Raw genomic sequence first — 23517 nt, forward strand, 5'->3', positions numbered from 1 at the left:
TCGGGGCTCAAGATGTCTTCTCAAGAACTATCGGCTTTTAGCGCTGCCGCGGCGTTGGGGCCAGCCGCAACCGGCGGATGCCGGATGTGCCATGCGAGACTAGCTGCGAGCACCGCCGTGGCGACGAGGTTGTTGCCCCAGGCCTGCAAGACATTTGGAAACCACGGCAGCGCCAGCAGCATGAGGATGCCGGCGGCGCCAAGGGCGAGCCAGGTTCCCAGGCGCACGTTCGCCCGCTCGTCGAAGGCGGCACGATGCATCAGCACCGTCATCGGGAAGAACAGCCACATGAAGTAGTATTGCCGCGCCAGAGGCGATGCCACCGTCATCAGGCAGAACAGGATGCCGAGTTCCTCGGCGTCCGAACGCGCCGTGCGCCGCGCTTGCCGTGGCATGACCGCGACGAAGCCGAGTCCGAGCAACGCCGACAGCGCCAGCACGATCCAGTTCGCCGTCCTGTAATCGACGTCGATGACATTCATCGTGCGCGGCGGCTTGCTCGGATCCTCCTGATTGTAGTTGATTGGCCGGACCAGCCGGTGCGTGACAGCAATGAGTGACTGGTTCACCCACGACCAGTTCTGCTCGTCGCGCTGGCCAAATCCTTTTTCCGAACTCGACCCGACCATGCCCTGATACCAGGTCTTGACCTCGGCGGCGTTGCGCTCGAAGCCGCGAATGGGGGCCGGCACGATATAGAGAAGTATGCCGGCGAACGCGACCGTAGCGACGGCGGCTCCCCACTTTCGCCGCCAGACCAGATAGGGCAGCACCGCAATGGGAAACACCTTGATGGCGGCGGCGAGCGCGAACATGAAGCCTGCGAGCCAGGAGCGCTGATGCTGCAAACTCCAGAAGCCGTAGAGCATCATCGCCAGCAAGACGAGGTTCGGCTGGCCAAGATCGAACATGTCGAACACGAAGGTCACGGTGACGAGAGCGGGCAGCGCCTCCAGCCAAGGGCCAGGCGTGCGGCCCGAACCGCTCATGGCATTGGAGAGCATCCCGGTGTACCACCACGCCGCAATATTCAGGATCGACAGCACGCTGTAGAGCGCGATCTTGCCGAACCAGCTCGGGACTGCCAGCAGGATCGCCGGCAGCGGTGGGTAGATGAACTCGAAGTACTGGTGGATATCGCCGGGATAGAGCGGCCCACCCTTCAAGACCTGCTGCCCGGCCCAGTACCACAGGCCGTAGTCCTTGGTCTTGCCGTGCCCGAATATCTCGGGACCAAGGACATCGGCAGCCAGGATGAAGCAGCAGAGCAGGAAGAGCAGGTCGAGTGGCGCACGCAACGACAGGGTTCGGAGTGCGCCGGATCGAACGAAAGATTTAGGTGAGGTCACGATGTGGTCCAGTCAGGGGCCATAGCACCTAGCAGACCAACGAACGCTTGGAGAGTCCTGATCACCCGAATTTGTACCCGCCGCGCACAAGCGGCGGGTTTGCGGAGGAGTTGCCTCAAACGAGGCTTTCTGCCTACCTGCGCAGCAAGCCGCCGAGCGCGCCGCGGACCAGCGTGCGGCCGATCGAGCCACCAAGCTGGCCGGCGACGGACTTGCCGATATTGGCCGCCATCCCCCCGATTACCTGATTGGTGACCGATCGGGTCACGTCGCGGGCGATGACCTGGCCCGTCGAGAGGCGGCCGCGCTTGACGTTCGTGCCGAAGATGGTGCCGACCATCGAGCCGATCTGGCCGAGGATGCCACCGCCTCCAATGCCGCCAGCCGCGCCGGGGTCGGCAGTCGCCGCCGTGCCGGCAATGCGCTTCTGGATCATCTCGTAGGCGGACTCTGCATCAACGGCGGTGTCGTATTTGCCCTTCACCGGACTTGCATCCATGATCGCCTTGCGCTCTTCCGGCGTGATCGGTCCGATCCGGGCCGATGGCGGCCGGATCATCACCCGCTCGACCATCGCCGGCGTGCCGTTGCCTTCGAGAAAGGACACCAGCGCCTCGCCCTTGCCGAGCTCCATGATCACCTTGGCGGTGTCGAGCTTCGGGTTGGGGCGGAAGGTCTGGGCCGCAGCGGCGACCGCCTTCTGGTCGCGCGGGGTGAAGGCGCGCAGCGCGTGCTGCACCCGGTTGCCCAATTGTCCGAGCACGCGGTCGGGCACGTCGACCGGGTTTTGAGTCACGAAATAAACGCCGACGCCTTTGGAGCGGATCAGGCGCACCACCTGCTCGATCTTGTCCATCAGCGCCTTGGGCGCGTCGTTGAACAACAGATGCGCCTCGTCGAAGAAGAAGACCAGCTTCGGCTTGGGCAGGTCGCCGGCCTCGGGCAGCTCCTCGAACAATTCCGACAGCATCCACAGCAGGAATGTCGCGTAAAGCCGTGGGCTCTGCAGCAGTTTGTCGGCGACGAGGATGTTGACCATGCCGCGGCCGTCGCGGTCGGTCTTCATGAAGTCCTTCAGCGTCAGCGCCGGCTCGCCGAAGAATTTGGTGGCGCCCTGGTTCTCGAGCACCAGAAGCTGGCGCTGGATGGTGCCGACCGTGGCCTTGGTGACATTACCAAAACCCTGCGCCGCCTTCTTGATCTCGGCAAGCGGACTGTCCTCGGCATCCGTCCCCTTCTTGCCCGCATCGGGCACGATGGCATCGAGCAGCGCGCGCAGATCCTTCATGTCGATCAGGGTCAGCCCGTTGTCGTCGGCGACGCGAAAGGCGACGTTGAGCACGCCTTCCTGCACGTCGTTCAGGTCCAGCATACGTGCGAGCAGCAGCGGGCCCATTTCTGTGACGGTCGCACGGACCGGGTGGCCCTGCTCGCCGAACACGTCCCAGAACACCGTCGAGAACTGGTCGGGCTCGAACGTCAGTCCCATCTCGGTGGCGCGCTTGACGATGAAATCCGCGGGCACGCCGACCTCGGAGATGCCCGAGAGGTCGCCCTTGATGTCGGCCGCGAAGACCGGAACACCGGCGCGCGCAAATCCTTCCGCCATAACCTGCAGCGAGACCGTCTTGCCGGTTCCGGTTGCACCTGTGACGAGGCCGTGGCGATTGGCGAACGCCAGCGTCAGCCAAGCCTGCTCGTTTCCTTTACCGACGAAGATTTTGTCGTCGGTATCACCGAGCTTGCTGTCCTGTGCGGTCATTATTCCCTGATCTCTCTGCCCTGTTTCGCATATCGAAACTCGAATGCACAGTTCCGTAGTTTAACGCATGTCGCGCGCTGATTGAAACCATTCAACGCGCTCCGGGCATGCGACATCGTCGGAAATATGCAGGTGGACATCCGCCGAAAGTAGGAAGGACGCATTCGCATCGCGGCATTTTTTTGCCGATTTCATCTCCGCTCTTGCATCACTGCAACACTTCTCGCGCGTTCGAGAATGAATCGGAACGTTGATGGCGTTCATCGCTTGTATTTCACACCACACCGGCTCAAGATCATTTTCGAAAGCAATACTCCGGCATGTGAACCGGCTGAGGGGCGGCCATATGGACGAGCTAATCGGGCGGCTGGCGACAAACGCCAGCATAGATAGTGCTGTCGCCGAAAAGACCGTCGGCATTATCTTGGGCTTCCTCCGCAACGAGGGTCCTTCCGACAGCGTCCAGGTCCTGATCGACCAGATTCCAGGTGCAGAAGCGGCAATCGAGGCATCCGGCACCGGCGGAGGACTGTCGCGGCTGATGGGCGGCGGCCTGATGGCGGTCGGCACGCGCCTGATGGGCCTGGGACTTGGCATGTCCGAGATTCAGAACATCGCCCGTGAACTTTTTCGCTTCGGCCGAGACAAAATCGGAGCGGATCAGATGGGCAAGATCATCGCGGGGACCCCGGGCCTCAGCCAGTTCGCCTGACGCCTGCGCATTTCACATCGAGTATCATGACATATCCGATCTCCGAGATTGAGGGCCTGTCGGCCTTTGCCGCCAACAAGTTGAAGGCGCAGGGTATCCGCACCACCGACGCGCTGCTCGAGGCGGCTTCGACCGTGAAGGGCCGCAAGGCGCTCTCCGCGAAGACCGGCATCAGCGAGCAGTTGCTGCTGGAATGGGCCAACGTCTCCGACTACATGCGCATCCCCGGCATGGGCAGGGCCAAGATCGGTCTGGTCCGCGCCGCCGGCGTCACCACCGTGCGCGAGCTCGCCTACCGTAACCCGGCAAGGCTCGCCCAGAGCATGCGGGACGCCAACGAGAAGAAAAAGCTGCTCCGCATCCTGCCCTCGGAGAAGTCGGTCGGCGACATCATCGCCAAGGCGAAGAAGCTGCCGCCGAAGATTTCGTATTAGGACTGCTGCTCTCCGCATACGGGGTGGGCGCTACTCTCTCGGCATTGTTTTGCCCGATGAGCAACAATGCATCCCAACTCTGCCGTCATACCCCGCGAAAGCGGGGTATCCAGTACGCCGCGGCTCCTCCGTATCGCGGCACTGTCTCTGGATACTGGATTGCCCGCTTTCGCGGGCAATGACAGCGAGGGTGTGCGACGCCCTGCCCAAACGCTGGCAACCCACGCCTTCCCGTCTTGACTCCCCCTCCGCGACCGCTAAAGCGGGCCGCATGAATGCCTCGCACTCCCCATCCGTCCCGGCGGCCGGTTCAGTCGGGCCTGACGTGCTGCGGACGCTGCTGGAGCGGCCGATCCCGGCGGTGATGGGCGTGCTCAACGTCACCCCGGATTCATTCTCCGACGGCGGCGAATTCATCGCGCCCGAGCAGGCACTCGCGCGGGCGCGGGCGATGATCGAGGTGGGGGTCGACATCATCGATATCGGTGCCGAGTCCACCCGGCCCTACAAGGGCGCCCGGCCGGTCACCGCGGCAGACGAACTGGCCCGGCTCAAGCCGGTGCTATCGGACATCGTGGCGCTCGGCGTGCCGGTCTCGATCGACAGCATGAAGGCGGAAGTGGTGGCCTTTGCGCTCGACCAGGGCGCTGCGATCGCCAACGACGTCTGGGGCCTGCAAGGCGACGCCGGCATGGCGCCGCTGGTGGCCGCGAGGAGCGTCCCTGTCATCGTCATGCATAACCGCGACAGGGTCGATCCCGCCATCGACATCATTGCGGACATGAAGGCGTTCTTCCAGCGCTCGCTGGATATCGCGGCACAAGCCGGCATCGCCCGCGACAAGATCGTGCTCGATCCCGGCATCGGCTTCGGCAAGACGGCAGAACAGAGCATGATTGCGCTGGCACGACTTCGCGAGCTCGACATGTTCGGCCTGCCGATCCTCGTTGGTGCCTCGCGAAAACGCTTCATCGCCTCGGTGTCGCCGTCGGAGCCGACCGAGCGGCTCGCCGGCTCGATCGCCGCACATCTGCTCGCCGCACAACGCGGCGCGAAAATCATCCGCACCCACGACGTCGCCGAGACCTTGCAGGCCCTGCGAGTGGCGCACGCAATCGAGAGCAAGCCATGACCGATACGATCTTCGTAACCGGCCTGTCGATCCATGCCCGCCACGGCGTGATGGAGCACGAGACCGAGGTCGGCCAACGCTTTGTCATCGACCTCGAGCTCTATACCGACCTGTCGGAGCCTTCCCGCAGCGACCGGCTCGCCGACACCGTGTCCTACGCCGACGTCGTGGCGACCACCACCGCGGCCTTCAAGAACACCAATTACAAGCTACTGGAGCGCGCGGCCGGCGCGGTGGCCGACGCCATCCTGTCGCACTTTCCGCGCATCCGTGCGGTCAAGATCACCGTGCACAAGCCGCATGCGCCGATCGCCGCGATCTTCGACGACGTCGGCGTCATGCTGACGCGCTCGCGGCACCCCTGACATGGCGAGCGTCCTGATTGCGCTCGGCGGCAATGTCGGCGATGTCCGCGCGACCTTCCAGAAGGCAATCGCCCATATCTGCGGCATGGCGCAGGCCGCTTTGATCGCGCGCTCGTCGGACTATGCGACGCCGCCCTGGGGCGACGAGGACCAGGCTCCCTTCATCAACGCCTGCATCGAGATCGAGACCAGCCTTGATCCGCATGCGCTCCTGTTCGTGATGCAGAAGGTCGAGCAGAAATTCGGCCGCACCCGCGATAAAGAGCGGCGCTGGGGCCCGCGCACGCTCGATCTCGACATGATCGCCTATGACGATGTGTCGATGCAGAAGCCTGACCTGACCCTGCCGCATCCGCGCCTATTCGAGCGCGCCTTTGTGCTGGTGCCGCTGGCCGAGATCGCGCCCGACCGCGTGATCGCAGGCATTCGTGTCCATGACGGTCTCGCCAGCGTCTCGACACAAGGCATTGAGCGGCTTCCGGATACCGGTTAACCAAAAACAACCGTTTGCAGGGACGGCCGGCCGTGGCAATTTCGCCTGCGAACAACAAGATTTTCGGGAGCCCTTCGCCGCATGACCTCCGCGACTGACGACCTGCCGCTGGCGGCGGATTTTCCCAAGGCGACCGTCGACGACTGGCGCAAGCTGGTCGATGGCGTGCTAAAGGGCGCGCCGTTCGAGAAGCTGGTCGGCAAGACCTATGACGGACTCAAGATCGATCCGCTCTATCCGCGCGCCAAAGGTGTTGCGCCCGTGGTGGGCCGGCCGGCGGCGGCGCCCTGGCGGATCATGCAGCGGATCGACCATCCCGATGCAAGTGCGGCGAATGCGCAGGCACTGACCGATCTCGAAAATGGTGCGACGGGTCTGGCGCTGGTGTTCGCCGGCGGCAATGCCGCTCACGGTTTCGGGCTGGAACCGACCGCAGACGCAGTCGCAAGGATCTTGAAGGACGTCCATCTCGATGCCGGCATCGACCTCGAGCTCGAGATCGGTCCGCAATCACGGATGGCGGCGATCCACGTCGCGGAATATGTGAAGAGCAAGGGCATCGATCCCGGGGCCTGCGACATCCGCTTCGGGCTCGATCCGCTCGCGGCCTGCGCGGTGTGGGGCCACAGCCCCTATACCTGGGATGAGATCGTTCCGGCCATCACCGGCGGCGTCAAGGGCCTCTCCGCGCTCGGCTTCAAGGGGCCGTTTACATCGGCCGACGGACGCGTGATCCACGATGCCGGTGGCTCGGAGGCGCAGGAGCTCGCCTTCGCGCTCGCCTGCGGCGTCGCTTATTTCCGCGCGATCGAGGGCGCGGGCGTTCCTCTGGAGCAGGCGCAGGGCATGGTCTATGCGCGGCTTGCCGCAGATGCAGACCAGTTCCTCACCATGGCAAAATTCCGCGCATTGCGGCTGCTGTGGGCGCGTATCGAGACGGCGTGCGGGCTCACGCCAAAACCGCTGTACATCGCCGCCGATACCGCCTGGCGCATGCTGACGCAGCGCGATCCCTATGTGAACATGCTGCGCGCGACCATGGCAACGTTTGCGGCCGGACTTGCCGGTGCCAACGCGGTCACCGTGCTGCCGCATACGCTGGCGCTCGGCCTGCCCGATCCATTCGCGCGGCGCGTGGCGCGCAATACTCAGCTCGTGCTGCTGGAAGAGAGCAACCTCGCCAAGGTCAGCGATCCCGCGGCAGGCGCAGGCGGCATCGAGACGCTGACCGGCCAGCTCTGCGACGCGGCCTGGGCGCTCTTCCAGGAGAGCGAGAGAGCCGGCGGCGCCTTCGCTGCGCTTCAGCAGGGCCTGTTCCAGAGCAAGGTCGCGGCTGCGCGAAAAGCCCGCGACGCCAACATCGCAAAACGCCGCGACGTGCTGACCGGCGCCAGCGAGTTTCCGAACCTGCACGAGAACGAAACTGCGGTGTTGAAGGCGACGCCGATCGCGCTGGCGCCTTATGGCGAGCAAAAATACAAGTTCGACGCGCTGCCGCCGATCCGGCTGGCGGAACCGTTCGAGGCGCTGCGGGACGAATCCGATGCGGCCTTGAAGGCACACGGTGCGCGGCCGAAAGTGTTCTTGGCCAATCTCGGCACGCCCGCTGATTTCACGGCGCGCGCGACCTTTGCCAAAAGCCTGTTCGAGACCGGTGGCATCCAGGCCGTCGACAGCCAGGGCTTCGCCGATCCGGCCCAGTTGGCTGCCGCCTTCAAGGCCTCCGGCGCCGGGCTCGCCTGTCTTTGTTCCAGCGACAAGGTTTATGCGGAACACGCCGAAGCCGCGGCGCAGGCCCTGCAAACCGCCGGGGCCCGACTTATCTATCTGGCAGGCCGCCCGACCGAGGCCGAGGCGGCGCTGCGTGCAGCCGGCGTCACCGGCTTCGTCTTTGCCGGTGCCGATGCGCTTGCGACGCTGCAAAACACGTATCGACGGATGGAGCAGCTATGACGGAAGCAGGCAAACCCGTTCTCACCGGCGGCTGCCAATGCGGGGCAGTGCGCTTTGGAGTCATGACGGCGCCGAACAGGGTTTCGATCTGCCACTGCCGAATGTGCCAGAAGGCCAGCGGCGCGCCGTTCGCCTCTTTTGCCGACATCAACAAGACGGACTTCGCCTGGACCAAGGGAAAGCCGTCGTTCTTCCGCTCCTCTTCCATCGCCGAGCGCGGCTTTTGCGCCGCCTGCGGCACGCCGTTGAGCTTCGGCCGCATCGACGGCGACCGCATCGAGATCATGACCGGCGCGTTCGACCGCCCGGACCACGTGGTGCCGACGCGGCAGTTCGGCACCGAGTCCCGTCTCGGCTGGGTGGTCGGGATCGCCAATCTTCCAAGCCAGACCACGCAGCAGAATTACGGACCGGAGAAGATGGCGACCATCGTCAGCCATCAGCATCCGGACCATGATTGAGGCGCCGCCATGTTTCAGCTGCTCGGACAAACGTTGCTCGGTCTGGCAGAATGGAAGATTGGGAAGCTGTTCGCGCGGCTGCTCTGGGTTGGGACCGGCCAAATTACTCAGAGCCGCTTGGACGATCCCGTCTACAAGAAAAATGTGCAAAAGCTGATTGAGCGCAATCGCAGGTTTGAGGATCCCAAGGAATGACCCGCATTCCCAATTTCGCCGACGTCGCCTTCGAGCGCGCTGCCGCCGGCGCCCCGACCGGCAGCGCCGAGCCGTGGCTGACGCCCGAGGGCATTCTGGTGAAGCCCGCTTATAGCGAGGCCGATCTGGCCGGGCTCGACTTCCTCGATACCTATCCGGGCATCGCGCCTTATCTGCGCGGCCCCTACCCGACCATGTATGTCAACCAGCCTTGGACCGTCAGGCAATATGCCGGCTTCTCCACCGCGGAGGATTCCAACGCGTTCTATCGCCGCAATCTCGCAGCCGGACAGAAGGGCCTCTCGATCGCGTTCGATCTCGCCACCCATCGCGGCTATGACAGCGACCATCCGCGCGTCGGCGGCGACGTCGGCATGGCCGGCGTTGCCATCGATTCCATCTACGACATGCGCACGCTGTTTGCGGGCATTCCGCTCGACCAGATGAGCGTGTCCATGACCATGAACGGCGCGGTGCTGCCGATCCTCGCGCTCTACGTTGCGGCCGCCGAGGAACAGGGCGTGCCGCCGGAGAAGCTCTCAGGGACCATTCAGAACGACATTCTGAAAGAGTTCATGGTGCGCAACACCTACATCTATCCGCCCGCGCCTTCGATGCGGATCATCTCGGACATTTTTGCGTATACCTCGCAAAAAATGCCGAAATACAATTCGATCTCGATCTCCGGCTATCACATGCAGGAGGCCGGCGCGACGCAGGACCTCGAGCTCGCCTATACGCTGGCCGACGGCGTCGAATATCTTCGTGCCGGCCTTGCGGCGGGCCTCGACGTCGACCGCTTCGCGCCGCGGCTGTCGTTCTTCTGGGCGACCGGGATGAACTTCTTCATGGAAGTGGCCAAGATGCGCGCCGCGCGGCTGCTCTGGGCAAAGCTATTGAAGCCGTTCAACCCCAGGGATCCGCGCTCGCTGTCACTGCGCACGCATTGCCAGACATCCGGCTGGTCGCTGACCGCGCAGGACGTCTTCAACAACGTGATGCGCACGACTGTGGAAGCGATGGCGGCGACGCAAGGCCACACCCAGTCGCTGCACACCAATGCGCTCGACGAGGCGCTCGCTTTGCCGACCGACTTTTCGGCGCGCATTGCCCGCAACACCCAGCTCTTCCTGCAGCACGAGAGCGGCACCACCCGCATCATCGATCCCTGGGGCGGCTCGTATTATGTCGAGCGTCTCACCCGCGACCTCGCCGCCAAGGCCTGGGGCCACATCCAGGAGGTCGAGGAGCTCGGGGGTATGGCCAAGGCGATCGAGGCCGGCGTACCGAAGCTGCGCATCGAGGAAGCCTCGGCCAAGACCCAGGCCCGCATCGACGCCGGCAAGCAGGCGGTGATCGGCGTCAACAAATACAAGCCGACGGACGAAGCTCCGATCGATATCCTCAAGGTCGACAATACCAATGTCCGCCGGCTCCAGATCGACAAGCTGACGCGGCTGAAGTCCGAACGCAACCAAAAGGACGTCGAGGCCGCGCTCGCCGCGCTGACGCGCTCGGCGGGCGAAGGCAACGGCAATCTGTTGGCGCTGGCCATCGACGCTGCGCGCGCGAAGGCAACCGTCGGCGAGATCTCGGACGCGATGGAGAAGGTGTTCGGCCGGCACCGCGCCGAGATCAAATCCATCACCGGCGTCTACAAGCGGGAGGCGTCCAGCATGGGTAACCGGGTCGAGAAGGTTCAGGCGCTGATCGACGCCTTCGAGGAGGCGGAAGGCCGCCGTCCGCGCATCCTGGTCGCAAAAATCGGTCAGGACGGTCACGACCGCGGCCAGAAGGTGATCGCGTCGGCCTTCGCCGATATCGGCTTCGACGTCGACATTGGGCCGCTGTTCGCGACCGCCGACGAAGCCGCGCGCCAAGCGGTCGAGAACGACGTCCACATCCTCGGCGTCTCCTCGCTTGCCGCCGCCCACCTCACCGCAGTGCCGGAGCTCAAGGCCGCGCTGAAGAAGCAGGGCCGCGACGACATCATGATCATCGTCGGCGGCGTGGTGCCGCCACAGGATTACGATGCGCTCTACGCGGCCGGCGCGGAAGCCATCTTCCCGCCGGGCACGGTGATCGCGGACGCGGCCGAGGAGCTGATCCGCAAGCTGAACGCCCGGCTCGGGCATAGCGAGGCGGCAGAGTAATTCGGCCGCCGCTCGGCAATCCGCCCATTCTTCACCGAGACCGCCGACAACGACGCCGCCATGACCGCAATGGTGAAGGGGGTGACTGCATCGCTCATGGTCGCAAAGATGAAGCGCGATGCGAGCGCGACTGCGACGACTGGTTCGCGGAATTGAAGCGGAGCCTGCTCAGATGGGCGCGGTGACGTTTGCGTCCTCAACCGAGGCGGGCAAGACTCCCGGCCTCGCCTTCCACTATTCCACGCATGAGGGCCGCGTTGCCCGCAGAGCGCTGGTAGCGCTACCTTGCAGCCGCGCTGCAAAGCCGACTAGAATGTCGCCATTGACAAGAGCGCCCGAAATCATGGGCGCCGCTGGGAGGCATTCATGTCCAAGATTACGCGCCGCACCTTTGCGGCTTCATCTGCCGCAGTCGCGGCATCCGCCGCATTCGGCCTCACACCCGCACTTGCACAAGCCTATCCGGCGCGGCCCGTCACCGTGATCGTGCCCTGGGGCGCGGGTGGCGGCACCGACGCGACTGCGCGCATTGTCGCAGCGCTGTTGGAGAAGGATCTCGGCCAGCCCTTCAACGTGGTCAATCGCACCGGCGGCTCCGGCGTCGTCGGCCATACCGCGATCGCTACCGCGCAGCCCGATGGCTACACCATCGGCATGCTCACCGTCGAAATCTCGATGATGCACTGGCAGGGGCTGACGGAGTTGGCGCCGAAGAGCTACACCCCGCTGGCGCTGATGAACGAAGATCCCCCGGGCATCCAGGTCTCCTCCTCCTCGCCTTATAAGACGGTGAAGGAACTCGCGGAAGCCATCAAGGCGGCCCCTCCCGGCAAGTTCAAGGCCTCCGGCACTGGCCAGGGCGGCATCTGGCATCTCGCGCTGGTCGGCTGGATGCAGGCGATGGGCCTGCCCGCCAACCAGGTCGCCTGGGTGCCGTCGAATGGCGCCGCACCCGCGATGCAGGACCTCGCCGCCGGCGGCCTCGACCTCACCACCTGCTCGGTGCCGGAAGCCCGCGCCATCATCGAGGCCGGCAAGGCCAGGAGCCTCGCCATCATGGCCCCGGCGCGAAATCCGATCTTCAAGGACGTGCCGACGCTGAAGGAGGCGATGGGCATCGACTACGCGACCGGCGCCTGGCGCGGCATCGGCGCGCCGAAGAACCTGCCGCCGGAGATCGCAACGAAGCTCACCGCGGCGCTGAAGAAGGTCTATGACTCCGCCGAGTTCAAGGACTTCATGGGCAATCGCGGCTTCGGCACGGTGTGGGGCGATGCCGGTCAGTTCGCAAGCTTCATGGATAAGGGGGACGCTCAGATGGGCGAAGCGATGAAGGCGGCGGGTCTGAGCAAGGCGTGAGTTTGTCATCTCTCCCCGCTTGCGGGGAGAGATTGAATTTGAGCGCAGCCCAAATTCGGGTGAGGGGAGTCTCCGCGAGTCCAGCTTCACCGCCATCGTGGACGCAGCCCCTCACCCCAACCCTCTCCCCGTAAGAACGGGGCGAGGCAGAAGAAATCTCATAGGATCCTCCCATGCGCCTTCCCGACTCGGTCACGGGATCGTTTCTCGTCGTGCTCGGCACAGCAGCCGCCTATGGCGGCTGGCTGCTGCCGCCGGTGCCCGGGCAGCCGGTCGGCCCCAACGTATTTCCGCTCGTGATCGGCATCGGGCTTGCGCTGTGCGGGCTCGCGATCGTGTTCGGGATCGGCCACACCTTCGAGGAGGCGGAAGAGCTGATCCCGCTCGAGGATGGCCAGGCAGCGGCTGCCCCGCCGCCGCAGGGAAAGTTCTACGGCCTGCGCGCGCTGCTGCCGCCGGCGCTGCTGCTGTTCTACGTGGTCGCGGCCGACCGGCTCGGCTTCATCATCACCGCGGCGATCATGGTCTACGTCACCTCGACCGCATTGGGGGCGAAGTGGAAGTTGGCGCTGCCCCTCGCAGCGCTGTCGCCCTTCGCCATCCACCTGATCTTCGGCAAGCTGCTGCGCGTGCCGCTTCCCGCCGGCCTGCTGCCGACGCCCTGGTGATCCCATGCTGAAAACCCTGATTGAAGCGTTCGCACTGATCTCCACCTGGGAGGTCATCATCGCGATGTTCGCAGCCTCCGTGTACGGGCTCGTGATCGGCTCGCTGCCGGGCCTGTCGGCGACGATGGCAACCGCCCTGCTCGTCCCCGTCACCTTCTACCTCTCGCCGATCGCGGCGATTGCGACCATCGTGGCGGCCTCCTCGATGGCGATCTTCTCCGGCGACATTCCCGGCGCGCTGCTGCGCATCCCGGGCACGCCCGCCTCCGCCGCCTATGCGGACGAGGCCTACGCCATGACCCGCAAGGGACAGGCCGAGCTGGCGCTCGGGGCCGGCGTGTGGTTCTCGGCCGTCGGCGGCATCGCCGGCGTGCTGTCGCTGATGATCCTGGCGCCGCCGCTGGCCGAGATCGCGCTGTCGTTCTCGACCTTCGAGTATTTCTGGCTGGCGCTGCTCGGCCTGATGTGTGCGACGCTGGTGGCGCGCTCCTCGCCGGTAAAGGCAATCGCCGGCATGTTCCTCGGCCTGCTGGTCTCCTGCGTCGGCATCGAAAATCCCGGCGGCGTGCCGCGCTTCACCTTCGGCCTCACCGATCTGTTCGGCGGCATCGAGCCCATCCCCGCGCTGGTGGGCGTGTTCGCGGTGGCCCAGGTGATGCGCGCGATGCTGACCCCCGAGCCGCCGCCGCTGCCGCGGCGCAAATTCGGAAGCATCATGGCCGGCCAATGGAAGCTGACCAAGAAATACCATTGGCAGATGACGCGCGGAAACATCGTCGGCATCATCATCGGCGTGCTGCCCGGCGCCGGCGCCGACATGGCCGCCTGGGTGTCCTACGCGATGTCGAAGCGCTTCTCCAAGGAACCGGAGAAATTCGGCACCGGCCATGTCGAGGGCCTGGTCGAGGCCGGCGCCAGCAACAATGCCAGCATCGCCTCGGGCTGGGTGCCATCATTGTTGTTCGGCATCCCCGGCGACACCATCGCCGCGATCGCGATCGGCGTGCTCTACATGAAGGGGCTGAACCCCGGGCCGACGCTGTTCACCGAGAAAGCGTCGAGCATGTACGCGATCTATCTGATGTTCATCATCGCCAACATTCTGATGATCCCGCTCGGCATCGCCATGATCCGGGTTGCCGCCTACATCCTGCTGGCACCGCGCTCCGCCATCATGCCGATCATTATGCTGTGCTGCGCGGTCGGCTCGTTCGCGATCGGCAACAACATGTTCGGCGTCGTCACCGTCGCCGCCTTCGGCGTGATCGGCTATGTCATGGAAGCAAACGGCTATCCCGTCGCCGCGATGGTGCTCGGCATCGTCATGGGCACCATGGTCGAGCAGGCTTTTGTCACTTCGTTGATCAAGTCGGACGGCAGCATCCTGCCGTTTTTCGAACGCCCCGTGGCTGCGATCCTCGCCGCCATGGCGATCGGGGCGCTGCTGTGGCCGGTCATGGTCTGGGCGTGGCGGAAGGTGAAACCGGTGCGGACGGGGGTGGCGGCGACATCCCGGTGATATCGGGCGGGCGGCCCTCGCCTGCCCCGCGCGGGCGTTGTAAAGCAGGGCATGGTTGAGAAAAAGCCTTCACTGGACATCAAATCCCTCGCCCATGACCTCCGCGCCGGCAGCCGTGCGGCCCTCGCCCGGGCCATCACGCTGGTCGAGAGCCGGCGCAGCGACCATCAGGCGCTGGCGCGCGAGCTGGTGCAGATGCTCTTGCCCGATACCGGCAGGGCAGTCCGCGTCGGCATCACCGGCTCGCCCGGCGTCGGCAAATCCACCACCATCGACGCGCTCGGCACCCATCTCATCGAGCAAGGCCACAAGGTCGCGGTGCTCGCGGTCGATCCGTCCTCGGCCCGCAGCGGTGGCTCGATCCTCGGCGACAAGACGCGGATGGCCCGGCTCTCGGCCTCCGACGACGCCTTCATCCGGCCCTCGCCGTCCTCGGGCACGCTCGGCGGCGTCGCAGCCAAGACACGCGAGGCGATGCTGCTCTGCGAGGCGGCCGGCTTCGACGTCGTGCTGGTCGAGACTGTCGGCATCGGCCAGTCCGAGACCGCGGTCTGCGACATGACCGATTTCTTCCTGGCCCTGATGCTGCCGGGGGGCGGCGACGAGCTCCAGGGCATCAAGAAGGGCCTGGTCGAGCTCGCCGACATGATCGCGATCAACAAGGCCGACGGCGACAATCTCAAGCGCGCCAACATCACCGCCGCCGATTATCGCGGCGCGCTGCACATCCTGACGCCGCGCTCCGAGCACTGGCATCCGCCGGTCGAGACCTATTCGGCGCTGACCGGTGACGGCATCGCGAAGATCTGGCAGAAAGTCATCGATCACCGCAAGGCGATGAATGCATCCGGCGACTTCGCCGCAAGGCGACGCGAGCAGCAGGTGAAATGGATGTGGTCGATGCTGGAGCAGCGCATGCTGGCGCGGCTGCGCAGCGAGGCGTCGGTTCGCACCAAGGTCCGGAAGATCGAGACTGAGGTCGCCGACGGCCATCTCACGCCGGCGCTTGCCGCCGAAAAGATTTTGGAGTTGCTGCAATGAGCGACAAGCTCCGCATTCTCCTCACCGGCTTCGGCCCGTTTCCCGGCGCGCACTACAATCCGACCCAGCCACTGGTCGCCCGGCTGGCGCAATTGCGCCGTCCCGCACTCGACGATACCGCGATCTCCAGCCACATCTTCCCGGTCACCTATGCCGCGGTGGACCGGCAATTGCCGGAGGTGCTCGCGAAAGAGAAGCCCGACGCGCTGCTGATGTTCGGCCTCGCCGCACGCACGCCCTATCTGCGCATCGAAAGTCGCGCCCGCAACGCCGTCACCATGCTCTGGCCCGATGCCGCCAATACCCGCTCGAGCAAGCGCGGCATCGCCGGCAATGCGGACGCGATGATTTTCGGCCCGCACACCGCAAGGCTGCTGCGCGCCGCGCGCCTCACCGGCATCGACGCCCGTCCCTCGCGCGATGCCGGCGCCTATCTCTGTAACTACCTGAGCTGGCGCGCGATCGAAAACGTCAGGGGCGGCGGGCCAAAGCTCGCCGCGTTCATCCATATTCCCCTGCTCGCGCGCAGTGGCGCCGTGCGCCGCAAGGGCGCGCCGCGGATCACGCTGGAGGAACTGGTGGACGCCGGGGAAGCGATGCTGATGGAGATGGTACAGTTGGCACGGAAGGCCCGGAACACGACTGCGTAAACATTTAACCCTACCGCGAACTATCCTCACGGCCCCAGCGGCGCGGTCCCGTTTTTGCGCTACCTAACCGCTGCGGACCCCCGCGTCCGCCGGAGGACGCGTCATGGACCTCAATCGCCGCCATCTCATTGGAGCATCGACCGCAGGCCTCGCCGGCGCGCTCGCGATACCAGCCGACGCCGCGCGTGCGGCGCCGCTGACGTCGCTGCTCGGCCGCGATGCCACGCAATATGGCGTGCGGCCCGGCAGCAGCGAGGATCAGACCCGCGCGCTCCAGCGGGCGATCGACGAGGCTGCGCGGGCGCAGATGCCGCTAGCGCTGCCACCCGGCATCTACCGCAGTGGGTTGCTACGCTTGCCAAACGGCGCGCAACTGATCGGCGTGCGCGGCGCGACAAAATTCGTCTTCACCGGCGGGGCCTCGGCGATCCAGAGCGACGGCTCCGATGCAATCGGCCTTTCCGGCATCACCTTTGACGGCGGCGGCATTCCGCTGCCGACGCGGCGCGGGCTGATCCAGATCCTCGGCGGACGCGACGTCCGCATCACCGATTGCGCGATCACCGGCTCCGGCGGCAGCGGCATCTGGCTCGAGCAGGTCTCCGGCGACATCTCGGGCAACATCTTTACCAACATCGCGGTGACGGCAGTGGTGTCGTTCGACGCCAGGGGTCTCAGCGTCTCCCACAACACCATCACCGGCACCAACGACAACGGCATCGAGATCCTGCGCACGGCCATCGGCGATGACGGCACGCTGGTCACCGATAACCGCATCGAGGACATCAAGGCCGGCCCCGGCGGCTCCGGCCAGTACGGCAACGCCATCAACACGTTCCGCGCCGGCAACGTCATCGTGCGCGGCAATCGCATCAAGAACTGCGATTACTCCGCCGTGCGCGGCAACTCGGCCTCGAACATCCACATCACCGGCAACAGCGTCAGCGATGTGCGCGAGGTCGCGCTCTATTCGGAATTCGCTTTCGAGGCCGCGGTGATCGCCAACAACATTGTGGACGGCGCCGCGGTCGGCGTCTCCGTCTGCAATTTCAACGAAGGCGGCCGCATCGCCGTGGTCCAGGGCAACATCATCCGCAATCTGATCCCGAAGCGGCCGATCGGCACCGCGCCGGATGACGATGCCGGCATCGGCATCTACATCGAGGCGGATTCATCTGTCACCGGCAACGTGATCGAGAACGCGCCGTCCTACGGCATCGTCGCCGGCTGGGGCAAATATCTCCGCGACGTCGCGATCACGGGCAACGTGGTCCGCAAGGCACTGGCCGGCGTCGGGGTGTCCGTCGTGCCCGGCGCCGGCACCGCGCTCGTCAACAACAACATGATCTCGGAAACCCCGCGCGGCGCCGTGGTCGGGCTCGATCATGCGCGCGCCGTGACGTCCGATCTGTCGGTGGACGGCGCCCAGCGGTTTGCGCAATTGGTGGTCGGCGGGAATGCGGTGCGGCGATAGCTGCCGCTGCTCGCCTCCTCCCGAACGCTAGAACGCGTTCCGCAGCAGTGGATACTTCGCTTCGAGCCCGTCGAGGCTGAAGGTGAACTCAACCAGGCGCTCGGGGGCTGCGACAATTTCGGCTGCCGGCGGAGAGAACTGCGGCAGAAGCGCCGCCATCGCAGCCAGCGCCTTGGGCGCTGCCGTCGCGGCCGGCACCTTGGGCCCCGTCATCGCGACGGGCGCGGTGGGCGGCGCCATGGCAGCCGGCACTTGGAGCGGTGCCATCGGGGCAGGCGCGGCGACCCGCGCGGCCGGGGCTTCGGAGATGTCGGCGAGAACGCCCGGCTTGGGATCGAGCCTGACCGGCACGGCGGTCTCCGGGACGATGTGCACGGCCTTCGGTTGCACTGTCTGCGCCTGCTGCTCGCGCGGAAACATGCGGGGCATGGTCGCCGGCGACCAGCCGAATGCGGGCGACACGCTCGCGGCCGCCGTGGCGACGTCAGCGCCGGTGGCAAGGGCGCGCCAGGTCTGGACGGCGAGCTTCGCTTCCTGGATGTTTTCGAGAAATGCGATCTCGGAGTGATAGCGGCGCCAGCGCCCGGTCTCGAACATCTCGGAGAGATGCACCAGCCGCTGCTCGGCGAGAGCGCACCAGCGTGCCGCAATGTCGCGGCCAATAGCCACGTCGCGAATAGCCTCTTGGCGATGTGTCATAAATCAGCCCGTCAGGAGAAAATACGGACGCGACGCAACGCACACGAATCAATTTAGACGCGACGTGAATATTTTGTGGAAAAGTTTTGACTTGTCCAGCAACGACGATGTTTTCGTCGCCAAACTCCGTAGTCGTGCGGAGATTCAAGCGGTTTTGGAGTCAAGCTTCGCACAAGCATAGCGCGCTTGCGGCGTGCCGGCGGAGCAGTGGCGATGAGTGAGCCACGATCTCTCAACCGGAAGCTGATCTCGCGCAGGCTTCGAGGGATTGGACGCCCAAAAAGAAAAGACCCGTCCGGGGGGACAACCGGACGGGTCGAGCCATATGGGCGCTTGGGGTGGATGGGCGCTCGCGCCTGATATGACTTATGGGGAGGGATAACCGCTCCCACATAATTTGGTCGTGGCAGCGGGCCGAACGTTCAATGCGGCGTTTGATTTTTCAACCTTCGCGCCGCGCGCAAAGTTGTCGCAGCCGCTATCGCGTCGCCGGCCTATCCGCCTGAGAAACCGTGGCTTTATCCTCGGTGCTCGACAACGAGGGTTGCTCTAATGCGCAGATGCCAGGCTCGTCGCGACGCTTCTCGATATCTTCACGTTTTGTTGTACCGGATGCGGCCGCGACCGGCGTCGCGCCGGCGGCGGGAACGGCCATGACCGCGGCAAACGCGTCGGCCCCGCCATCGCCGAACAGATCATCACGCCCGGGTGAACCGAGGTCACGCGCCGTCTTCGCCAGCGTCGTGCGCAGCGCTTCCGGCTTCAAGGCGGAGTTGCGCTCGAGCAGCAGCGCTGCGACGCCGGAGACATACGCGGCCGAGAACGAGGTGCCCGACGTCATCTGGTATTTGCCGTCAGGCGCCGGCAGGAAGATATCGACGCCGGGAGCCGCGACCGCGATGTAGTTGCCACGGTTGGAGGCGGTGAACAGCCGGTCCTGCTGGTCGGTTGCGCTGACCGCGATCACGTTGGGATTGGCGGCCGGATAGAGCGGCGGCGACTTCGCGCCGGCATTGCCGGCGGCTGCGATCAGCACCAGGCCACGCGCGGCGGTCGCCGCGATGGCCCGCTCGATCACCGCGTCTTTGGGACCGGCAAAGCTCATGTTGACGATCTGCGCGCCGTGCTCGGCGGCATAGTTCAGAGAGCGCAGGATGATGTAGGACGAGCTCTCGGCCCCGCCGGTGGTGCCGCCGAAGGCGCGGATGGCGATGATGCGCGCCTCGGGCGCGCTGCCCATCAGCTTGGCATGCGCCACGATGGCGCCTGCAATGCCGGTGCCATGAATGTGCGGGCCTTCGGCGCTACCGAGCGCATCGAAATTATCGGCAATGGAATTGGCAAGTTCCGGATGTCGGGCGTCGATGCCGGAGTCGATCACAGCAACCGTCACATTGGCGCCATGCGCGAGAGTATGTGCCTGCGGCAGGCGGAGCTTGGCCAGCGCATATTGCGCGGGATCTCCCTCGGTCGGCACCGACGATTTCTGGTCCTGAAGCAGGTAGCGGAAGTTCGGCTGGACCGAACGCACGCTGCCGTCGGCCGCGAATTCACGCCGCACCGTCGCGGAGGGCCGGCCGTCGGTGATGCGGAACAGTCCGAACGTCGCCCCGATCAGCGGAAAATTCTCGGAGGACACGCGCGTCAGGCCATGGCGACGCGCAAGCTCGTCGGCCTCGGTCGACGACAGCCCGCCATCGATCTCGGCGACGAATTCGTCGGCGAAGGTACGCAAATCCGCGGCGACGGGCGCGTTGTTGCCGCGCCGCTTTCCGGCGGTCTTCTTGCCCGATTTGCCCGAGCCATCGCCGCCTGCGTTCTGCTGCGCCAGGCATTCGCCGGCGGCGTCGCGATCGGGCGCGGTACAGGCGGGATAGAGGTTCGGGGAGTAGCGCGCATAAGGCAGCACCGGCGTCGGCCCCATCCGCGCCGAAATCCTCGTCGTCACGATCGGACCGGGACCGCGGCCGACGGCCACCGCTCTGGCTGCAACGCCCGGACTGACGCGTGCGGCGATGCCAGGAGAAATGGTCGGCATTCGGGAGGGGACGCTGATCGTCGGCGTGCGCATGATCGCCTGCGCCTGCGCAACCTCGACGCCGAGACAGGCGGCGAGCAACAGCGCGGCTGCGACCGACGAAGCGCAGACCCCGGCTCTTACTCCACTTTCGGACTTGCGCGTCATCAGCTTGGAAGCGCCTTACGGCGCCGCGACGGCGAGGTTGACGAACTTCTCGCGCTGCATCTTGCCAAGCAGCGAGTTGAGTTCGTCACGGCTCATCGCCTTGTCGAACTGGAGGCGGAACATGCCGCCCTTGGCATCACCGATGATCGAAGCCTGGTAGCCGTCGAGCAATGCGGTGATGTCGGCGACGCGCGCCTCGGGCGTGAAGCGTACCAGCGCGCGCGCTGGCGGGACGGTCGTGCCGAGGTCGCGTGTGATCGGAGCGCTGGTCGAAAGCGAAGCAGTCTGGAAGGTCGCAGTCTGGGTCTGCGTCAACACCGCGCCGATGATTCCGGCTTGCAGCACGAGGGCCATGGCGCCAAGGCTCGCCGACCAGGCGAGAGTGCGCGGCGACAGGCTCGCAAAGAAGGTGGCGATGCGCGCCGACAGCGGCAGCGAACCGGCCGCCCGCGCGGGCTCGGCGTCGATCGCCGCGAACAGCTTCTGCATCGCGCGCGCCGACGGAGCACCCAGGCTCTCGTTCAGATGAATGGTCTCTTCATACTCGCCGCGGATCGCGGCATATTGCTTCGCGAGCTCGGGATCGCGCGCTAGCGCCTCGTCGACGCGGCGCGCATCGCGCGGGTTCAGCGTGCCGGCGGCGTGCCACGGCAGCAGCAGTTCAATTTCACCGGGCTCTTGCTCCAGCATCTTCTTGCTCAAAGCCATCATGGCCAGCCTCGCTCAATGCCGGCTGCCTTCAGCAGTTCGGCCAATTTCTTGCGCGCATAGAACAAGCGCGTCTTCACAGTGTTCTCCGGGATGCCAACGATTTCGGCCACCTCTTCCACGGATTTCTCGTGGTAGTAGACGAGATCGACGATTTCCCGATGATCCGGCGAGAGGCCCGTCAGACACTCCCGCAACGCTTCACTGGTATCCTTCTTCTGCACCGCCGTTTCCGGATTGTCGGACGTGTCCTCGATCGCGTTCGCGGCGTCGTCGTCCAACTCAAAATCCTTCCTGCGCCGAAGCGCAGACAGGGCCTTGAATCGGGTAATGGCCAGCAGCCAGGTGGAAACGGCGGATCGGCCCTCGAACTTGCCGGCTTGACGCCAGACGTCGAGAAATACCTCACTGATGAGGTCTTCCGCCGCCTGCTCGTCCCGCACGAGCCGAAGGCCGAACCGATACACCCTTACATGGTGCCGCCCGTACAGCACCTGCATGGCGAGCCGGTCGCCTTGAGCGATCCTGGCGATCAGGATCTCGTCCGAAGCCGCTTGTGTCACGCTCAAAGGCCGTCTCGCAAGATTGGTCGGGTCGATGCGGCAGACGGTTCGACGGGAGGGGTAAAATTGTTCAGCCTACCGCAGTCATACGGGAGGCTGTGTGATCTACCCCACATACGCGAAATTTCCTTTTGCCACCCGCGGCTGGGCGCCGCGCTCAAGAACGGTAACATAGTAATGAAGCACTTTCCTGAGCAATGCCGTCCAGCATAGAGAAGCCGACGTGCATGGAACCTTAGCAGCCTAGCACGACATATGTCTTCCGAAGCCCTGCTTTGGCTCGACCGCGTCGCACACGACGCCTCATGGCCGGCAAATTCCTCGGCCGCTCGACGTCCCCGCTCCTGCGCTGCACAGCGTGGATTCGGTTTCGAAGGATACCAAACCTAAAGGCTTGCCACGTAGATTTTTGGGCTGACATCCACCATTGGGCGGGACCATGAGCACGGCTGCGACGTCCTTTCCCGAGAGGAATGCCGCTGAGGCCGCGGATCTCGCCCTGACGACCGCGGCTGCGGCACCCGAGGTCCTGGCGCGCCGGATCCGGCAGCGGCGCCAGATGTATGTCGGCCAGGTGGCGAGCTACTCGCTCGGCGCCTCCGTCCTGCTGCTCTACGCCTATGACGGCGTCATCTCCATGGGCGTTCCGTCACTGTTCTGGCTCGGCGGCCTTCTGACCATCGGAACCTACACCGTGCTGTCGGAAGCGGGCTTCGGCGACCGGTTCGAGGATCATTACCTCACCGTCTTCCAGATCTCGGCGCATATGTCGCTGCAGCTGCTGTTCCTGCTCGCGGTGCCGACAGTCGGAGTTGCGTTCCTTGCCGTGCTGTTTCTGATCTTCGCCTTCGGCACGCTTCGTATGACATCGAGCCAGGCGATGCTCACCTGGGGCCTCGCCACTTGCGGGCTCGCCTTGGTCTTCCTCGCCTCGGACTTGCCAATCGGACTGCCGGTTACGACCCAGCTGCAACGGGCCGCCTCGATGCTGTGCTTCGTGCTGGTGATTGGCCAGTGCGCCTTCCTCGGCCTGTTCGGCGCCACGCTGCGCAAGATCCTGTACCGGCGCAGCATCGAGCTGAAGGCCGCCTATCAGCGCATCGAGGAGCTGGCGGAGCTCGACGAACTCACCGGCTCCTACAACCGCCGCTGCATCATGCGGCTTCTCGACGCCGAGATCGAAAAATCGCGGCAGACATCGACCCCTTGCGCGATCGCACTCATCGATCTCGACTGGTTCAAGCGCATCAACGACGCCCATGGCCATCCCGTCGGCGACGAGGTGCTGCGCACCTTCGCAATCACCATTTTCGCCAACATCCGCCCGGCCGACTGCTTCGGCCGCTACGGCGGCGAGGAATTCTTGCTGCTGCTGCCGGGGACGGACGGCGATGCGGCATCGCGCACGCTCGATCGGCTGCGCGGCATCGTCGCCGATCTGGACTGGAGCGCATTCTCCCCGGGCATGCGCGTGACCATTTCCGCGGGCGTCGTGACGCTGCGCGACAACGATACCGCCGACACGTTTCTCGTGCGCGCCGACAGCGCGCTCTATTCCGCCAAGGCACAGGGGCGCAACCGCATTGCAACCAGCTGATCAATCCATTTTCTCCCGGCGCGACCGAAGCCGCTGCCGGGCCGA

22 protein-coding genes are annotated in these 23517 nt (G+C 65.1%); 16 read left to right on the forward strand and 6 right to left on the reverse strand.

Features of this window, described 5'->3' with window-relative positions; translation table 11 throughout:
• Positions 1–20 precede the first annotated feature (20 nt).
• Together IVA93_RS25320 and IVA93_RS25325 are read right to left on the reverse strand one after the other, a co-directional pair.
• Positions 21–1349 (reverse strand): glycosyltransferase family 87 protein, encoded by a 1329-nt coding sequence (locus IVA93_RS25320; RefSeq protein WP_026233257.1) that lies wholly within the window; start codon positions 1347–1349, stop codon positions 21–23.
• Positions 1350–1482: 133 nt separating this feature from the next.
• Entirely contained in the window at positions 1483–3111 is a 1629-nt protein-coding gene (locus IVA93_RS25325; protein ID WP_085362366.1) for a helicase HerA-like domain-containing protein, read from the reverse strand.
• Between the two features lie 346 nt (positions 3112–3457).
• Here IVA93_RS25325 and IVA93_RS25330 point away from each other — a divergent pair, with 346 nt between their 5' ends.
• The 15 genes from IVA93_RS25330 to IVA93_RS25400 all read left to right on the forward strand — a co-directional run bounded on the left by IVA93_RS25330 (position 3458) and on the right by IVA93_RS25400 (position 17720).
• On the forward strand, positions 3458–3823 hold the full coding sequence (locus IVA93_RS25330) for a hypothetical protein (protein WP_018456871.1): 366 nt from the start codon (positions 3458–3460) through the stop codon (positions 3821–3823).
• Between the two features lie 26 nt (positions 3824–3849).
• A complete protein-coding gene (locus tag IVA93_RS25335; RefSeq protein WP_247370964.1) occupies positions 3850–4257 on the forward strand; it encodes a DUF4332 domain-containing protein in 408 nt (135 codons plus the stop codon).
• 271 nt (positions 4258–4528) lie between these two features.
• Positions 4529–5389: a dihydropteroate synthase gene (gene folP, locus IVA93_RS25340; protein ID WP_247370970.1), complete on the forward strand. Its 861-nt coding sequence runs from the start codon at positions 4529–4531 to the stop codon at positions 5387–5389.
• On the forward strand, positions 5386–5754 hold the full coding sequence (folB, locus tag IVA93_RS25345) for a dihydroneopterin aldolase (RefSeq protein WP_018456874.1): 369 nt from the start codon (positions 5386–5388) through the stop codon (positions 5752–5754). Before folP ends, folB begins: the two co-directional genes overlap by 4 nt.
• 1 nt (position 5755) lies before the next feature.
• The gene (gene folK, locus IVA93_RS25350; protein WP_018456875.1) at positions 5756–6247 is read left to right on the forward strand and encodes a 2-amino-4-hydroxy-6-hydroxymethyldihydropteridine diphosphokinase; all 492 of its coding nucleotides are present in this window, start codon (positions 5756–5758) and stop codon (positions 6245–6247) included.
• Between the two features lie 81 nt (positions 6248–6328).
• A complete protein-coding gene (locus tag IVA93_RS25355; protein WP_247370974.1) occupies positions 6329–8200 on the forward strand; it encodes a methylmalonyl-CoA mutase family protein in 1872 nt (623 codons plus the stop codon).
• A complete protein-coding gene (locus tag IVA93_RS25360; protein WP_007608185.1) occupies positions 8197–8661 on the forward strand; it encodes a GFA family protein in 465 nt (154 codons plus the stop codon). Before IVA93_RS25355 ends, IVA93_RS25360 begins: the two co-directional genes overlap by 4 nt.
• Positions 8662–8670: 9 nt before the next feature.
• Entirely contained in the window at positions 8671–8856 is a 186-nt protein-coding gene (locus tag IVA93_RS25365; protein ID WP_018456878.1) for a hypothetical protein, read from the forward strand.
• Positions 8853–11009 carry a methylmalonyl-CoA mutase gene (gene scpA, locus IVA93_RS25370; RefSeq protein WP_085362363.1) on the forward strand — a complete coding sequence of 719 codons (2157 nt, stop codon included), beginning with the start codon at positions 8853–8855 and terminating at the stop codon, positions 11007–11009. The genes IVA93_RS25365 and scpA overlap by 4 nt, the downstream gene beginning before the upstream one ends.
• A gap of 366 nt (positions 11010–11375) precedes the next feature.
• Positions 11376–12368, forward strand: coding sequence for a tripartite tricarboxylate transporter substrate binding protein (locus IVA93_RS25375; RefSeq protein ID WP_247370977.1), 993 nt, complete (start codon positions 11376–11378; stop codon positions 12366–12368).
• Between the two features lie 173 nt (positions 12369–12541).
• A complete protein-coding gene (locus IVA93_RS25380) occupies positions 12542–13036 on the forward strand; it encodes a tripartite tricarboxylate transporter TctB family protein (protein ID WP_247370982.1) in 495 nt (164 codons plus the stop codon).
• A 4-nt stretch (positions 13037–13040) separates the two neighbouring features.
• Complete coding sequence (locus IVA93_RS25385) at positions 13041–14555, forward strand: tripartite tricarboxylate transporter permease (protein ID WP_027569048.1); 1515 nt, start codon at positions 13041–13043, stop codon at positions 14553–14555.
• 51 nt (positions 14556–14606) lie between these two features.
• A complete protein-coding gene (gene meaB / locus IVA93_RS25390; protein WP_247370986.1) occupies positions 14607–15596 on the forward strand; it encodes a methylmalonyl Co-A mutase-associated GTPase MeaB in 990 nt (329 codons plus the stop codon).
• Positions 15593–16246: a pyroglutamyl-peptidase I gene (locus IVA93_RS25395; RefSeq protein WP_247370989.1), complete on the forward strand. Its 654-nt coding sequence runs from the start codon at positions 15593–15595 to the stop codon at positions 16244–16246. The genes meaB and IVA93_RS25395 overlap by 4 nt, the downstream gene beginning before the upstream one ends.
• Positions 16247–16349: 103 nt before the next feature.
• Positions 16350–17720: a TIGR03808 family TAT-translocated repetitive protein gene (locus IVA93_RS25400; protein ID WP_018456885.1), complete on the forward strand. Its 1371-nt coding sequence runs from the start codon at positions 16350–16352 to the stop codon at positions 17718–17720.
• A 27-nt stretch (positions 17721–17747) separates the two neighbouring features.
• Here IVA93_RS25400 and IVA93_RS25405 read toward each other — a convergent pair whose 3' ends face one another.
• From IVA93_RS25405 to IVA93_RS25420, 4 genes are all read right to left on the reverse strand, one after another.
• Entirely contained in the window at positions 17748–18389 is a 642-nt protein-coding gene (locus IVA93_RS25405) for a TIGR03809 family protein (RefSeq protein WP_018456886.1), read from the reverse strand.
• Between the two features lie 508 nt (positions 18390–18897).
• Positions 18898–20604 (reverse strand): S8 family serine peptidase, encoded by a 1707-nt coding sequence (locus tag IVA93_RS25410; protein WP_247455148.1) that lies wholly within the window; start codon positions 20602–20604, stop codon positions 18898–18900.
• 15 nt (positions 20605–20619) lie between these two features.
• Positions 20620–21315: a hypothetical protein gene (locus IVA93_RS25415; RefSeq protein ID WP_026233260.1), complete on the reverse strand. Its 696-nt coding sequence runs from the start codon at positions 21313–21315 to the stop codon at positions 20620–20622.
• Positions 21312–21881, reverse strand: coding sequence for a sigma-70 family RNA polymerase sigma factor (locus IVA93_RS25420; protein WP_007593582.1), 570 nt, complete (start codon positions 21879–21881; stop codon positions 21312–21314). Before IVA93_RS25420 ends, IVA93_RS25415 begins: the two co-directional genes overlap by 4 nt.
• A gap of 433 nt (positions 21882–22314) precedes the next feature.
• On the opposite strand from IVA93_RS25420, the gene IVA93_RS25425 reads away from it, so the two are divergent.
• Positions 22315–23472: a GGDEF domain-containing protein gene (locus IVA93_RS25425; protein ID WP_247370999.1), complete on the forward strand. Its 1158-nt coding sequence runs from the start codon at positions 22315–22317 to the stop codon at positions 23470–23472.
• The last annotated feature ends 45 nt before the right edge of the window (positions 23473–23517 follow it).

The organism is Bradyrhizobium sp. 155, from assembly GCF_023101105.1.
GTDB lineage: Bacteria > Pseudomonadota > Alphaproteobacteria > Rhizobiales > Xanthobacteraceae > Bradyrhizobium > Bradyrhizobium canariense_D.